This window comes from Longimicrobiaceae bacterium, from assembly GCA_035936415.1.
Taxonomy (GTDB): domain Bacteria; phylum Gemmatimonadota; class Gemmatimonadetes; order Longimicrobiales; family Longimicrobiaceae; genus JAFAYN01.
Window position 1 is genome coordinate 1 of the sequence record DASYWD010000383.1, and the last position, 13,471, is coordinate 13,471.

The following is a 13,471-nucleotide window of genomic DNA, read 5'->3' on the forward strand; positions in this document are numbered from 1 at the left end:
CCGCCCCCGTCCGCTCCCACGGCGGTCTCCGGCGCCGGCGCGGTGCAGGCGAGCAAGGCCGCCCGCGCGCAGCAGGAGGCGCTCAGCCTGGAGGGGATCACGGTCACCTCCGCCGCGGTGCAGACGGTGGGGCGGAAGACCTTCTACCTGCGCGACGAGGTGTGGACGGACTCGGAGCTGGAGTCCGCCGGGACGCTGCCGGAGACGCGCCTGGAGTTCGGGAGCGAAGCGTACTTCGACCTGCTGAAGCGCGAGCCGGAGCTGGCCCGCTACTTCGCCCTAGGCGAGCGGGTGGCGGTGGTCCACGGCGGGCGCGTCTACCGCGTCGAGCCGGCGAAGCCGTAGCCCATCGTCGTACACGGACCGATGACGAGAGCGGCCCCCGCACGCGCGGGGGCCGCTCTCGTTGCGGCCGGCTCAACGTCGCGGTACCGTCACGCGACGCGTTGCACCTCGACGCCGACTTCGTGCAGGTACTCGGGGGCGAAGTCCGCACCGTTCGGCCACTCGATCGTACACGTCTCAGGATTCACCACCACCTGTCCGAACAGGTCGGAGGAGCGCAACGGCTCGAACACCTCACCGTACAGCTCGTCGGATAGATCTACGTCCTTGACCGTACCGTCGCTGAACTCCACTCGCAGGCGGTAGTCCCGGAGTACCTCTACTCACGTCACATGGAGGAACATCTCGACCTCCCAGGTGAGTGGGCCGTCACGGGTGCTCCGGGTGAGGGGCGCCGGGCTCGCGCTCGGAGACCATCAGCAGGACGCCGGCCAGCACCAGCCCCGCGAACAGGTACCCGGACGGGCTCCAGCGCTCGCCCCAGGCGAAGTACGCCGCCACGGCGGCGACCACCGGCTCCACCGTGGCGACCGTCGCCGCGCGCGTGGCCTCGATGCGCTTGAGCCCGGCGCCGTAGAGCAGGTACGAGCCGTAGGTGGGCACCGCGGCGACGAAGGCCAGCGCGGCCCACGACTCCGGGGTCTTGGGGGCGAAGTCCACGAAGGGGAGCATGGCCAGGGCCCCGACGGGGAGCGCGTACAGGAAGAGGGTGGAGGCGTCGTAGCGGGCGAAGTAGCGCTTGCCGAAGAGGTAGTACAGCGCGTACGCCCCGCCCGAGGCGAGCCCCCACGCGAGCGCCGCGGGGGTGATCCGCACCCCGCCGTCTCCGGACCCCAGCGCGATCCCCGCCACCCCGGCGAACGCCAGCGCCAGCGCGGCGAGCTTCCGCGCGCCCATCCGCTCGTGCAGGAAGAGCCAGGCGAGGACCGCCACCCACATCGGGGCGGTGTAGAGGAGCACCGAGGCGAGCGCGGCCCCGCCCTCCCGCACGGCCATGAAGTACGCCCCGTACAGGAACGCCACCCCCACCAGCCCGAACCCCGCCACCGCCGGGAGGTCGCGCCGTGCCACCCGCACCCGGCGGCGCAGCCCGGCGTGCGCGGCGAAGAGCCCCGCCGCGATCGCGGCGCGCCAGAAAGCGATCTCCAGCGGCCCCAGCCCGGCGTCCAGCGCCACGCGGGAGACGGGCCCCAGCAGCCCCCACAGCACGCCCGCGCAGAACACGTAGAAGTACCCCATGCCTCGCCCGATCGGGAACGACGTCTTCCCGCGCACCGCGGGTCCGGGAGAACATAGGGGCGCGGGCCCTGCCGGGCACCACCCTGCCCTGCTGCACCCGACCGATGCCGCCCATGTGCCCCGGTCCCGGTCCTCGTCCCGCGGCAGCCGAGAGACACCGCGTCCGGTGTGACCTCCGGGCACACCGATGCGTGTTCCCGTTGGATGTGGCGTCCTCACCCATGCCCCGGAGTTCCCGTGCGACCGATCCGCGTTCATGCACTCGTCCTCGCCCTCGCCGTGCTGCCGGCCTGCATCAGCCCTACGGAGTTCCGCCTGCAGGGTCCGCTGAGCATCGAGGCAGAGGGCGGATCGCTGCAGCTGGGCAACCACACGCGAGAGACCGTCTACACCTTCGTCGTGGAGCGCAGCAGCGCCGCCCTGATCAACTGGGCCCCCTGCACCGATCCCGCGCAATGCGATGGCATCGCCCCGAACCAGCGGCGCCGGATCCCGTACTCCCGTATCACCGGCTACGAGCCCGGAGAGCATGAGGCGATCGTCTACTGGTGGCACCTGGAGGCGCGCCGCGGCGGAGGCTTCCGGCCGGACAGGATCCGCGCGGAGGTCGTCCGGCTGTAGCGCAGACGCGGTCTGCTCCCGAGCCCTGGTCCCCGAGCGCGTGCGCGTCTCCCCCCGTCCGGTGGGCGGAGATCCCCTTCCAAACCCGGAGGCAGGTGTCCGATGCCCGCACAGATCCGCGTCCTGGATGCCGGCGACGCCCCCGTTTACGTGGAGCTGCGCCTGCGCGCGCTGCGGGAGCACCCGGAAGCGTTCGCCACCTCCTACGAGGAAGAACGGGCGCGCTCCCTGGCCGAGGCGGCCCGGAAGGTCGCCCCGGGGCCCGAGCACGTGACCCTGGGCGCGTTCGACGGGGACCGGCTCGTGGGGATGGCGACGCTGGTCCGCCCCGGCAAGGCCAAGATGCGGCACCGGGCGAGCATCGCGGCGATGTACGTCGCGCCGGAAGCGCAGGGACGGGGGCTCGGGCGGGCACTGCTGGACCGGGCGCTCGCGGTGGCCGGCGAGTGGGGAGTCTCGGAGGTGTCGCTGATGGTGACCGTCGGCAACGATGCGGCGCGGAGCCTCTATGCCGGCGCCGGGTTCGTGCCGTACGGCGTCGAGCCGCGCAGCCTGTGCGTCGAGGGGCGCTTCCACGACGTGGAGCTGATGAACCTGCGGCTCCGGTGAGCCGAACGGCTCCGGTCCGGGTGGCGGACCCGCGTCGGTCCGCACGGGTATGCAGCCGGAGCCTACGGGGGTGCGTGCCGTGCCCGGCGCGCCCCGCCCGTCCCGTCGCCCGCACGGAAGCACGCAGCATGCGGATGCCCGACACACCCCTCTCCCGGCACGCATCGAGGAACCTCGAGAGCGTCCAGGCGGAGATCGTGCAGGAGAAGGCGGCGGCCCTCGCGCGCATGGCGACGCGCCTGGGGGAGGCGCTCGCCCGCCTGGAGGCGTTCGGGACCGAGCCCCAGCCGGGCGGGGACGCCCCGGCCGAGCGGAGGCGGCTGGTCGCTGCCGCGGGCGAAGCGCTCTGGTACTACGTCGTCCAGCGCGAGGCGTGCGGGATGCGGGACGTGGAGAGCGTTCTCCGCGAGTTCCGGGTGCCCCGCGAGGTGTACCTCCGCATGGGTCTCGCCTCCATCCCGCCCGAGGGGCGCGCGCCGTAGGCCGCGCGCGCCGGCTCTCCCGGCCGCTCCGCGTGACCGGCTGAGGGTCCGGTGCGTCATCCCGCCGTCCGGGTCCGCGACTCCCTTCCCCCTCGACCCAGCTCATGCGCACTGCAGCCGCGGCTCTCCTCGCGCTCGTCCTCGCGCTCGCGCCGACCGTCTCCCCGCTCGGTGCCCAGGAGGCTCCACCCTCGCTCCTGCAGCCGGCTCCGGACACGCTGGAGCTTCGCGCCCAGGACGCCGGGGCCCGGGCCGCCCGGCGCACGCCTGCCGCAGGTTGGTTCTGGACCGGATTCCTCGCCGGACTTCCCGCCGGTCCGGGTGCTCTCGCGGCGGTGGAGGGCGCCCACGACAACGGCCTCGCCGCCGCCACGGTCCTGGGGGCGGGCGCCTCGTTCGGCGTGGCCGCAGCGGCGGCGAACAGCCGGGTGCGGCTGTCCTCCGAGCAGCGGGCGCTGCTGGCGGACGCGGACAGCACGTATGCGGAGAGCTACCGGAGGGCCTACACCGACGCGGTGCGGAGCAAGCGGATGAACCGCGCGCTGGTCGGCTCGGCGGCGGGGGCGGCGACGGGGGCGGCGGCCCTGTACGCCCTGCTCTGCCTCGCTTTCTGCGGAGCGTACACGTAGCCGCTCACCGCGCGAGCTCCGCCTCGCCCGCCGAAAGGAACACCCTCCTCCCCTCCGCGCCCACCACCGCCGCGAAGTAGTAGCGTCCGGGCGGAAGCCCCGCTCCCAGGATCTCGCGCGCGGTCGCCCGCACCTCGAAGGTCCGCGACTCTCCCCGGTGCAGGGTCATCTGCTGCAGTCCGGGACCGCAGCTCCGCTCCGACTTCCAGTCCGGCTCCCCCGAGCGCGGCGCAGCGTCCCGGCGCGCGCGGTCGCGGTACGCATGGACCACCAGCGGGCAGTCCGCCGAGTAGCGCAGCAGGGAGCTCCCGGCATGGGTGAGCGTGGCGGTCACCCGGGTCCGCACGGTACGCGGGGCGGTGGAGACCACGTCCGTCGCCGCCCGGTACGTCACGAAGTCGGCGGTCCGGGAGGAGGGGAGCGTCGGGCGCGGGAGCGACAGCTCCGCGCTCCCCGCCGGGAACTCCGGCGTGGGGCGGAAGTTGAGGCGCAGGCTCGCCGTGAAGTAGTAGCGCCCGTCCGTGAGGGAGTCCCCGAGCACCTCCACCAGCGGGACCCGCAGCCGGAGCTCCTTCGGGCTGAACGTTTCCCCCGGGGCGAGGGTATGGCTGGCCAGGTACGAGGGGCATGCGTACCCCATCGTCCCCTCCCAGGGCTCCCGCCGCTCCGAGCGCCACGCGGGCTCGCCGGCGCGCGCCGGGGTCCGGTAGGCGCGCAGGTGCAGCGCGCAGGCCCCGTACTCCACGTAGACGGGCCGGGCCGTCGTGTTGGTGACGCTGGCCTCCGCGTGCAGCTCCCGGCCCTTCACCCGCGTCTCCGCCCGGAAGGCCAGCCCTTCCAGCCGGGGGGAGAGCTCCACCTCGCCCGCGGGGATCTCCAGCGTGCGGTCCGCCAGGCGGAAGAGCACCGCCAGGGCGTAGCGCCCCGGCGGGAGCGACTCGCCCAGGATGCGCCAGACGTCCGCCTGGCGCCCGAACGTACGCGACTCGCCGGGGCCGAGCGCGAGCCGCATGGGAGCCTGCGCGCACCCGATCCCGCGGCTCTCGTCCCACGCCGGCTCCCCCGTCCTCGCCGGGGTCCGGTAGGCGCGCAGCAGCACCGTACACCCGCGGATCCCGGTCTCGATCCGCTCCCGGGACGGGTTGCTCACCGTGAGCGCGACGTGCACCGTCTGCGGCGCCTGCGCGCCGGGGGCCTCCACCCGGGCACCTGTCTCCGCGGCGAGGTGGGACTCCGCGTGGAAGACCAGCCCCGCAGCGGCGTAGGCACCCGGCGTCCCGGGGACCGGCTCCGGGCGCACGGCGGGCTCGTTCGCCTCGATGTTGCGCAGCGGCTCCCGGCACTCCGGGGGCGGCTCACGCGTGATCCGCTCCAGGCGAGAGCGCACCTCCTCGTTGCTCAGCGCCTCGATCTCCGGCGGAATGGGGGGGCGCTGCACCTCGGGCGGCGAATTGATCCCCGGCGCGTACAGCTCCCGGCGCCCTCCGTTGTCCATCCACCACGCCCAGTGGAACTCCCGCACCCGCAGATCGCTGGCGAGCCGCCGCAGCTCCTCGACCCGGCCCACCACCCGGAGCCCGTAGACCGCGGGTTCGCCCCGCCGCAGGCGCTCCGGCGCGGAGCGGAGCCGCTCCATCTCCGCGAGCCGCATCCGGCTCGCCGGGTCGCGGTCCCCCGGCGCCGGGCGGACGTCCCGCTCCGAGCGCATCGTCATGCGCGTGCGCGCGAGCATGTGGCAGGGGGCCTCCCGGAACTCCTCGGCCCGCCTGCGGCGCGCCTCCGCCACCAGCTCCGGGCGCGCCTCCTCCACCGGCACCTCGTGGATCCCCGGGATCCCGGCGACGCCCAGGTACACCACGAACGGACGCACGTCGTAGCGGCGGAGGAGCTCCTGCACCTCGTCGTCCGGGAGCACCCGCCCGAAGCCGACGCTCGCGACGGTCCGGCCGGCGGAATCCACTGCCGGCTCGGCCGGGCGCGCGGCGGAAGGCGGGCGGGGAGGCAACGTGTCCCGCGCCCTGGACGCACTCGGCTGCGGCGGGCCGGAGCAGGCGACCGCGAGGCAGCCGATCAACAGGGCCGCCGGGGAAAGACGCGGCATCGGCACCCGGGGGTGGGCGTGACGGAAGAGATCCGGAGGAGGGACACGGCAATGGCGGGGCCACCCGGTCGGCGGCCCGCGCCCGGATCACCGATCGCCCCCGGCGGGCGCGGGCTCCGCCGCGGAGCGCTCGGTCGGGTGTCCGCCGGCCTGCCAGTCGGCGTAGCCGCCCGCGAGGTTGATCACGTCCCGGAAGCCCTTCGCCTGGAGCACGCTGGCGGCGATCGCCGAGCGCGCCCCGCCCTGGCAGTGCACCACGAGCGGGCGGTCCCGCGGGACCTCGTCCAGGCGGTCGGCCAGGTACCCCACCGGGAGGTTCGGCACCCCGGGCAGGTGCCCCGCCTCCCACTCCGCCGCCCCGCGCACGTCCAGCACCGCCACGCCTCCCCCGCCCATCCGCTGCGCCAGCTCCGCGCTGGTAATCTGCGGGGTGGTCTGCAGCTCGCGCCCCCCGGCCGCCCAGGCGGCCACCACGTCCGCGCCGAACCAGCCCGCCACGCGGTCCAGCCCGATCATCGCCAGGTCGCGCACGGCCTCGTCCACCGCCCCCGGGCCCGCGTCGTCCACCAGCAGGTAGAAGGGGCGGTCGTAGGGGACCAGCCACCCGGCCCAGGTGGTGAACGAGCGGTTCAGCGGGATGCTGATCGTGCCCGGCACATGACCCGCGGCGAACTCCGCGGCGGGGCGCGTGTCCACCACCAGCGCCCCCTCCCCGAGCAGCTCCGCGAGCCGCCCCTCCGGGAGCCGCTGCGGGCGCTCGAGGCCGCCGAGGACCCGCGGGCCCTCCCGGTTGATGCGCTTCATCTCGGCGAAGTACCGGGGCGGCTCCGGCTGCCCCTCGAGCACGGCCCGCACGAACCCGTCCTCCTCCGTGATGGAGAGCGCCCGGTTGAACATGCGCTCGTAGCCGACGGTGCTGTGCGGGATGGAGCTCAGCCCCTTGCCGCACGCCGAGCCGGCCCCGTGCCCGGGCCAGACCTGCAGGTAGTCCGGCTGCTCCTTGAAGCGCTCGAGGCTGCGGAAGAGGGTTCGCGCCCCGGCCTCCATGGTGCCCTCCACCTTCGCCGCCTTCTCCAGCAGGTCCGGGCGGCCCACGTCGCCCACGAAGACGAAGTCCCCTGTCAGCATTCCGATGGGCCGGTCCGCGCCCGCGGTGTCGGTCACCAGGAAGGAGAGGTGCTCCGGGGTGTGCCCCGGGGTGTGCAGCACGTCGATCCGGACGTTGCCCACCATGAAGGTGTCGCCGTCCTTCAACAGGACGGCGTCGTAGTCGCTGGCGAAGGCATACTTCCAGCTCTCGTCGCCCTCGTCGGAAAGGAAGAGCTTCGCCCCGGTGCGCTCGGCCAGCTCGCGGGCACCGGAGACGAAGTCCGCGTGGATGTGCGTCTCCGTAACGTGGGTGAGGCGTACCCCCTCCGCCTCCGCGGCGCGGACGTACGCGCCCACGTCCCGGTTGGGGTCCACCACCAGCGCCTCGCCGGTCGCGGCGCAGCCGATCAGGTAGCTCGCCTGCGCCAGCTTGTCGTCGTAGAACCGCTTCAGGATCATGGCATCCTCCTCGCCGTAGCCGTGAACGGCAATGTCCTCTGCCCCGGCCTACCGTGTCAACACCCGCCGCCGGGTGTGCGACTGCGGAGTGGCACGCGGCCGCACCTCACCCGCTCCGGAGACCGCCTCCATGCCCGCAGGCCGCACCTCGCCCGCCCGCCGCCGCAGCACCGCCCCCGGGATCGTTCTCGGGCTCGGGCTGGGGGGCTTCGTCGACGGGATCGCGCTCCACCAGATCGCCCAGTGGCACAACATGGGCTCCGCCGTGCTCCCGCCGGACACCATGGAGGCCATGCGGCGGAACATGGTGTGGGACGGCTGGTTCCACGTGCTGTCGTTCGCCCTCACGGTGGCCGGCGCCTACCTGCTGCTGCGCGATGCCCGCGCGGGGGTGCCGCTGCCGGACGGGCGCGCATTCACGGGCCAGATGCTCCTGGGGTGGGGCCTCTTCAACCTGGTGGAGGGGACCATCGACCACCACCTGCTCGGCATACACCACGTGCGCGACGTCCCCGTGCACGTCCCCGCCTACGACTGGATCTTCCTGGCGGTGGGCGGCGTGGGGCTCGTCGCGCTCGGCTGGCTCCTGTCGCGCTCGCCCCGCACCGGCACGTAGTGGCCGCCCGGCTACATCTGCATGTCCGCCATCATGGCCCGGTGCATCTCCATGAGCCGGGTGAGCCGGGCGTCGTGCGCCGGCATGAAGGACTGCAGCTCCGCCGGAGCCATCTCCGGCATCCGGGTCAGGTCCTGGCGGAGCGAGTCCACGGTGGCGTTCCAGGCCGCGTCGCCGCTCATGTTCATCCCCCGCATCTCCCGGTTGAACTCGGCGATCATGTTCGCGGCCATCTGCCGGTGCATGGGGAGCATCGAGCGCAGGCTGTCGCCGCTCGCCCCGTGCATGGTGCGCATGTGGGCCTGCATCTGTTGCATGGTCCCGCCGTTCTGCATCCCGTGCATTCCCTCCATCCCGGGCATGCCCGCCCCGGCGGCGGGCGGTGCTTCGGCCGGGGCGGCCTCCTCCCGCGGCTCGTCGGAGGCGCAGGCGGCCGCCGCCAGGGCGACTGCGAGGAGCGGGGTGCGGAAGTACGTCTTCATCATGGGTCTCCCTGTGAACGTGGGTCGAGCTTCATGGATTGCGCGCTTCAGCCGTCGGCGGGGTGCAGCGCCCCGGCGGGGACCCGCTCCCGGGGGGCGGGGTCGGCGGCGCGCCGGACCTCGTGCTCCTTCCAGAGCGAGTAGATCGCGGGGATCACCACCAGGGTGAGCAGGGTGCTGCTCACCATCCCGCCCACCATGGGCGCGGCGATGCGCTTGGCGACGTCCGCTCCCGCCCCGGTGCCCCACATGAGCGGGAGCAGCCCGGCGATGGTCGCGATGACCGTCATCATCTTGGGGCGCACCCGCTCCACGGCGCCGTGCTCCACCGCGGAGTCCACGTCGGCGCGACCGCGCAGCAGCCCCTGGTGCAGGCGGTCGCGGTAGGCGTGGTCCAGGTAGAGGAGCATCACCACGCCGGTCTCCGCCGCCACCCCCGCCAGGGCGATGAAGCCGATCCCGGTGGCCACGCTCAGGTTGTAGTCCAGCAGCCACATCAGCCACACCCCGCCCACCAGCGCGAAGGGGAGCGACAGCATCACCACCAGCGTCTCCGCGACGCTGCCGAACTGGAAGTACAGGAGCAGGAAGATGATGGCCAGGGTGATGGGGACCACCACCATGAGCCGCCGGTTGGCCCGCTCCATGGCCTCGAACTGCCCCGACCACTCCAGGCGGTACCCCTCCGGGAGGACCAGCTTCTCCTCCAGGAGACGCCGGGCGTCGGCCACGTAGCCGCCCACGTCGCGGTCACGGACGTCCACGTACACGACGTTGTTCAGGTACGCGTTCTCGGACTTGATGAGCGTGGAGCCCTTCACCACCCCGATGGAGGCGAGCTCCCCCAGCGAGACCTGCGCCCCCGCGGGCGTCGCTACCAGGATCCCGGCCACCTTCTCCGGCGAGTCGCGCAGCTCGCGCGGGTAGCGCACCAGCACGGAGTACCGCTCCCGCCCCTCGACCACCTGCCCCGCCGGCATCCCGCCGACGGCCGCCATCACGGCCATCTGCACGTCGTCCACCGTCATCCCGTACCGGGCGGCGGCGGCGCGGTCCACCCGGATGTCCAGGTAGCGCCCGCCCACGGCGCGCTCGGCGAACACGGAGGCGGTGCCCTCCACCTGCGGGAGCAGCCCCTCGATCCGCTTGCCGATCCGGTCCAGCTCCTCAAGCTCCGGGCCGAAGACCTTGATCCCCACCGGCGTCTTGATCCCGGTCGCCAGCATGTCCAGGCGGTTCCGGATGGGCATGGACCACATGTTCGCCACCCCGGGCGTCTGCACCGTCCGGTTCATCTCCGAGACGATGGAGTCGTAGTCCACGCCGGGGCGCCACTCCCGCTCCGGCTTCAGGATCACCGTTGTCTCGATCATGGAGAGCGGCGCCATGTCGGTGGCCGTCTCGGCGCGCCCGATCTTCCCCAGCACCGTCTCCACCTCGGGGATGCGGGCCAGGGCGCGGTCCCTCTGCTGGAGGATCTGCCTGGCCTGCCCGGAGCCCACGCCGGGGAAGAGCGAGGGCATGTCCATGACGCTCCCCTCGTTCAGCGGGGGCATGAACTCGCTCCCCAGCCGGCTCCAGGGGACGAAGGTGAGCGCCAGCACGGCCGCTGCGGCGCCGATCACGGGCCAGCGGCGACGCAGCACGAAGTGGATCACCGGCCGGTAGGCGCGGATCAGCACGCGGTTCACCGGGTTGGCCTTTTCCGGCCGCACGGGGCCCCGGATGAACAGCCCCATCATCACCGGGACCAGGGTGATGGAGAGGAGCGCCGCCGACGCCATGGCGAGCGTCTTGGTCCAGGCCAGCGGCTTGAAGAGGCGGCCCTCCTGCGCCTCCAGGGCGAACACGGGGAGGAACGACAGGGTGATGATGAGGAGCGAGGTGAAGAGCGCCGGCCCCACCTCCTTGGACGACTCCACCACCAGATCCCAGTGGCCGAGCGGCTTCCCCTCGCGCTCGTTGCGCTCCATGTGCTTGTGGAGGTTCTCCACCATCACGATGGCCGCGTCGATCATGGCCCCGATGGCGATGGCGATCCCCGCCAGCGACATGATGTTGGCGCCCAGCCCCAGCGCCCGCATCCCCAGGAACGCCATGAGGATCCCGATGGGGAGCGTTACGATGGCCACCAGGGCGCTGCGGGCGTGCAGGAGGAAGATCACCGTGACGAGCGCCACGATGAGCGATTCCTCCACCAGCTTCTCGCGCAGCGTGGCGATGGCCTCGCGGATCAGGCCGGAGCGGTCGTAGCCGCTCGCGAACACCACGCCGGGGGGGAGGGAGCGCTCGACCTCCTCCATCTTCTCCTTGACCCGCTCGATCACGGCGAGCGGGTTCTCGCCGTAGCGCATGACCACGAAGCCGGTGACCACCTCGCCCTTTCCGTTCAGCTCGGCGATCCCGCGCCGCAGCTCCGGGCCCAGCTGCACGTGGGCGACGTCGCCCACGGTGACGGGCACCCCCCCGGGGCCGGTGCCCAGCCCCACCGCGCGGATGTCCTCCACTCCCTGGAACCGGCCGCGGCCCCGCACCACGTACTCGGTGCCGCCCAGCTCCAGCACGCGCCCGCCCACGTCCTGGTTGGAGGCCTGCACGGCCTCCACCACCCGGGACATGGGGATCCCGTAGGCGAGGAGCCGGGCCGGGTCCGCCTCCACCTGGTACTGCTTCTCGAAGCCCCCTAGCGAGGCGATCTCCGCCACGCCCGGGACGGCGGTGAGCGCCGGACGCACCGTCCAGTCCTGGAGCGAGCGGAGCCGGGCCAGGTCCAGCCGTCCCGTGGTGTCGGCCAGGACGTACTGCATCACCCACCCCACCCCGGTGGCGTCCGGGCCCAGCATGGGCATGGCCCCCTCGGGGAGCCGGTCGCGGACGCCGTTCAGGTACTCCAGCACGCGGCTGCGGGCCCAGTACAGGTCGGTGCCGTCCTCGAAGACCACGAACACCGCGGAGAGGCCGAACTGGCTCATCCCCCGCACGAGCCGGATCCCCGGGACCTTGAGCAGCTCGGTGGAGAGCGGGTAGGTGACCTGGTCCTCCACCAGCTCCGGGGCCTGCCCCGGCCACTCCGTCATGACGATCACCTGCACGTCCGACAGGTCGGGGATGGCGTCCACCGGGGTGCGGAGCATCGCCCAGAGCCCGCCCGCGGTGAGCGCGGCGGTGGCGAGGAGCACCAGCAGGCGGTGCCCCACCGACCATTCGATGATGCGCTTGAGCATGGCCGCCTACCTGTGCCCGCCGGACATGTCCATCCCCTGCATCCCCCCGCCCGACATGTCCATCCCCTCCATCCCGGCCATGTCGCCGGAGCCGGTCATCCCGATCATGCTGCGCATGGTCTCGGCGAGGTTGGACTCGGAGTCCAGGATGAACTGCGCGGAGGTGACCACCCGCTGCCCGGGCTCCAGCCCGGCCAGGACCTCGGTGAGCGCTCCCGCGGTGCGGCCGGTCTCCACCTCCTGGGGGAGGATCCGCCCGCCGCCCAGGTCCACGAAGACCACGGAGCGCTCCCCGGTGCGCACCACGGCGGTGGTGGGGACGGTGAGCGCGACCCGGGACGGGGCCGAGAGCCGCACGGTGCCGTACATCCCGGGGCGGAGCCGGCCGTCCGGATTGGGCAGGGCGATCCGGGCGCGGAGCGCGCGCGCCTCCGGCTCCAGCGACGGGTACACGTACTCCACCGTGCCGGAGAGCGGGCGCCCCGGGAAGGCCGCGAACTCCACCGTCGCGGGCGAGCCCACCTGCACGCTCGCGGCGTCGGCCTCGCGCACCTGCGCCTCCACCCAGACGCGCGACAGGTCGGCGATGGTGTAGAGCGTCTGCCCCGGCTGCACGGCCTGGCCCCGCACCACCGGCTTCTCCACCACCACGCCGCTGACCGGGGAGTGCAGCGTGAGGGTCCGGCGGACCTGCCCGGTGCGGAGCACGCGGTCGATCTGCGCGTCCGAGATGTCCCAGAGCCGCAGGCGCTCCCGCGCCGCGCGGACCAGGTCGCCCCCGTCGGACGGCATCCCCGGAACGTCCGCCCCGCCCGCGCGCTGCAGGCGCGCGGCCACCAGCAGCTCCTGCTGCGCCGACACCAGGTCCGGCGAGTAGATCTCCAGGAGCGGCTCCCCGCGGCGGACCGGCCGTCCGGTGAAGTCCACGTACAGGCGCTCCACGAAGCCGCCGAACCTGGGCGCGACCTCGGCGATGCGGGTCTCGTCGTAGGTGACGGAGCCCGCGGTGCGGATCGCCTCCTCCAGCGTGCGCTGCTCCACCGTGCCGAAAGTGATCCCGAACTCCCGCATCTGGGCGGCCGTGAGGTGCACCGGGCCGTCGGAGCTCATGTCCATCCCCTCCATCCCGGCCATCCCCTCCATCCCCTTCAGGTCGGCCGCGCGCAGTTCCCGGCGCGGCTCGTCCGCCCCGTCCCGCAGGAAGAAGACGCCCAGCGGCACCAGCAGGACGAGCGCGCCCAGGGCGGCGGCGAGCAGGCGCCTCCGCGGCGAAAGGCGGGTCCAGGGGTTCCGGCTCATCGTAGCACCTCCCCGCCCGTGGCCCGCTCCAGCTCGGCGACCGTGCGCGCGAACTCCGAGAGCAGGCGGACGTATGCGATTTCGTAGGCGAAAAGCGTGCTCTGGCTCTCCAGCACGCTGCTGAACTCCGTGCGGCCGGCGCGGTAGCCGGCCGTCGCGGCCTCCACCGCCGCCCGCCCCTGCGGGAGGATGGACCGGGCGTAGAGCGCCAGCTGCGAGCGGGCGCGCTCGGCCTCGGAGTGGAGGCGCGCCACCTCCAGCCGGACGCGGTTGCGC

At 73.4% G+C, this 13,471-nt stretch carries 13 protein-coding genes and 1 pseudogene; 6 read left to right on the forward strand and 8 right to left on the reverse strand.

The genetic code is table 11. From position 1 onward, the window contains the following. Positions 1 to 345 (forward strand): hypothetical protein (locus VGR37_15450; GenBank protein HEV2148800.1); only part of this gene is annotated, 345 nt, incomplete at its 5' end. An 89-nt stretch (positions 346 to 434) separates the two neighbouring features. Here the strand turns inward: VGR37_15450 and VGR37_15455 are convergent. Both VGR37_15455 and VGR37_15460 read right to left on the reverse strand, forming a co-directional pair. Continuing rightward, a pseudogene (locus VGR37_15455) lies at positions 435 to 656 on the reverse strand (DUF2442 domain-containing protein). Between the two features lie 58 nt (positions 657 to 714). Continuing rightward, on the reverse strand, positions 715 to 1,620 hold the full coding sequence (locus tag VGR37_15460; protein HEV2148801.1) for an EamA family transporter: 906 nt from the start codon (positions 1,618 to 1,620) through the stop codon (positions 715 to 717). Between the two features lie 201 nt (positions 1,621 to 1,821). On the opposite strand from VGR37_15460, the gene VGR37_15465 reads away from it, so the two are divergent. From VGR37_15465 to VGR37_15480, 4 genes are all read left to right on the forward strand, one after another. Beyond that, entirely contained in the window at positions 1,822 to 2,205 is a 384-nt protein-coding gene (locus VGR37_15465) for a hypothetical protein (GenBank protein ID HEV2148802.1), read from the forward strand. 102 nt (positions 2,206 to 2,307) lie between these two features. Next, positions 2,308 to 2,814: a GNAT family N-acetyltransferase gene (locus VGR37_15470; protein HEV2148803.1), complete on the forward strand. Its 507-nt coding sequence runs from the start codon at positions 2,308 to 2,310 to the stop codon at positions 2,812 to 2,814. Positions 2,815 to 2,948: 134 nt separating this feature from the next. Continuing rightward, complete coding sequence (locus VGR37_15475) at positions 2,949 to 3,296, forward strand: DUF6665 family protein (protein HEV2148804.1); 348 nt, start codon at positions 2,949 to 2,951, stop codon at positions 3,294 to 3,296. A 104-nt stretch (positions 3,297 to 3,400) separates the two neighbouring features. Then, complete coding sequence (locus VGR37_15480; GenBank protein HEV2148805.1) at positions 3,401 to 3,925, forward strand: hypothetical protein; 525 nt, start codon at positions 3,401 to 3,403, stop codon at positions 3,923 to 3,925. A 4-nt stretch (positions 3,926 to 3,929) separates the two neighbouring features. On the opposite strand, the gene VGR37_15485 is transcribed toward VGR37_15480, so the two are convergent. Next, positions 3,930 to 5,885: a hypothetical protein gene (locus tag VGR37_15485; protein ID HEV2148806.1), complete on the reverse strand. Its 1,956-nt coding sequence runs from the start codon at positions 5,883 to 5,885 to the stop codon at positions 3,930 to 3,932. A gap of 228 nt (positions 5,886 to 6,113) precedes the next feature. Beyond that, the gene (locus VGR37_15490) at positions 6,114 to 7,574 is read right to left on the reverse strand and encodes a rhodanese-like domain-containing protein (GenBank protein ID HEV2148807.1); all 1,461 of its coding nucleotides are present in this window, start codon (positions 7,572 to 7,574) and stop codon (positions 6,114 to 6,116) included. A 130-nt stretch (positions 7,575 to 7,704) separates the two neighbouring features. On the opposite strand from VGR37_15490, the gene VGR37_15495 reads away from it, so the two are divergent. Continuing rightward, positions 7,705 to 8,190 carry a DUF2243 domain-containing protein gene (locus tag VGR37_15495; protein ID HEV2148808.1) on the forward strand — a complete coding sequence of 162 codons (486 nt, stop codon included), beginning with the start codon at positions 7,705 to 7,707 and terminating at the stop codon, positions 8,188 to 8,190. An 11-nt stretch (positions 8,191 to 8,201) separates the two neighbouring features. On the opposite strand, the gene VGR37_15500 is transcribed toward VGR37_15495, so the two are convergent. The 4 genes from VGR37_15500 to VGR37_15515 all read right to left on the reverse strand — a co-directional run. Next, positions 8,202 to 8,675 carry a hypothetical protein gene (locus VGR37_15500; GenBank protein ID HEV2148809.1) on the reverse strand — a complete coding sequence of 158 codons (474 nt, stop codon included), beginning with the start codon at positions 8,673 to 8,675 and terminating at the stop codon, positions 8,202 to 8,204. 44 nt (positions 8,676 to 8,719) lie between these two features. Further along, a complete protein-coding gene (locus VGR37_15505; protein ID HEV2148810.1) occupies positions 8,720 to 11,896 on the reverse strand; it encodes a CusA/CzcA family heavy metal efflux RND transporter in 3,177 nt (1,058 codons plus the stop codon). Positions 11,897 to 11,902: 6 nt separating this feature from the next. Further along, positions 11,903 to 13,195 carry an efflux RND transporter periplasmic adaptor subunit gene (locus VGR37_15510; GenBank protein ID HEV2148811.1) on the reverse strand — a complete coding sequence of 431 codons (1,293 nt, stop codon included), beginning with the start codon at positions 13,193 to 13,195 and terminating at the stop codon, positions 11,903 to 11,905. Next, positions 13,192 to 13,471 (reverse strand): TolC family protein (locus VGR37_15515; protein ID HEV2148812.1); only part of this gene is annotated, 280 nt, incomplete at its 5' end. The genes VGR37_15510 and VGR37_15515, both read right to left, overlap by 4 nt.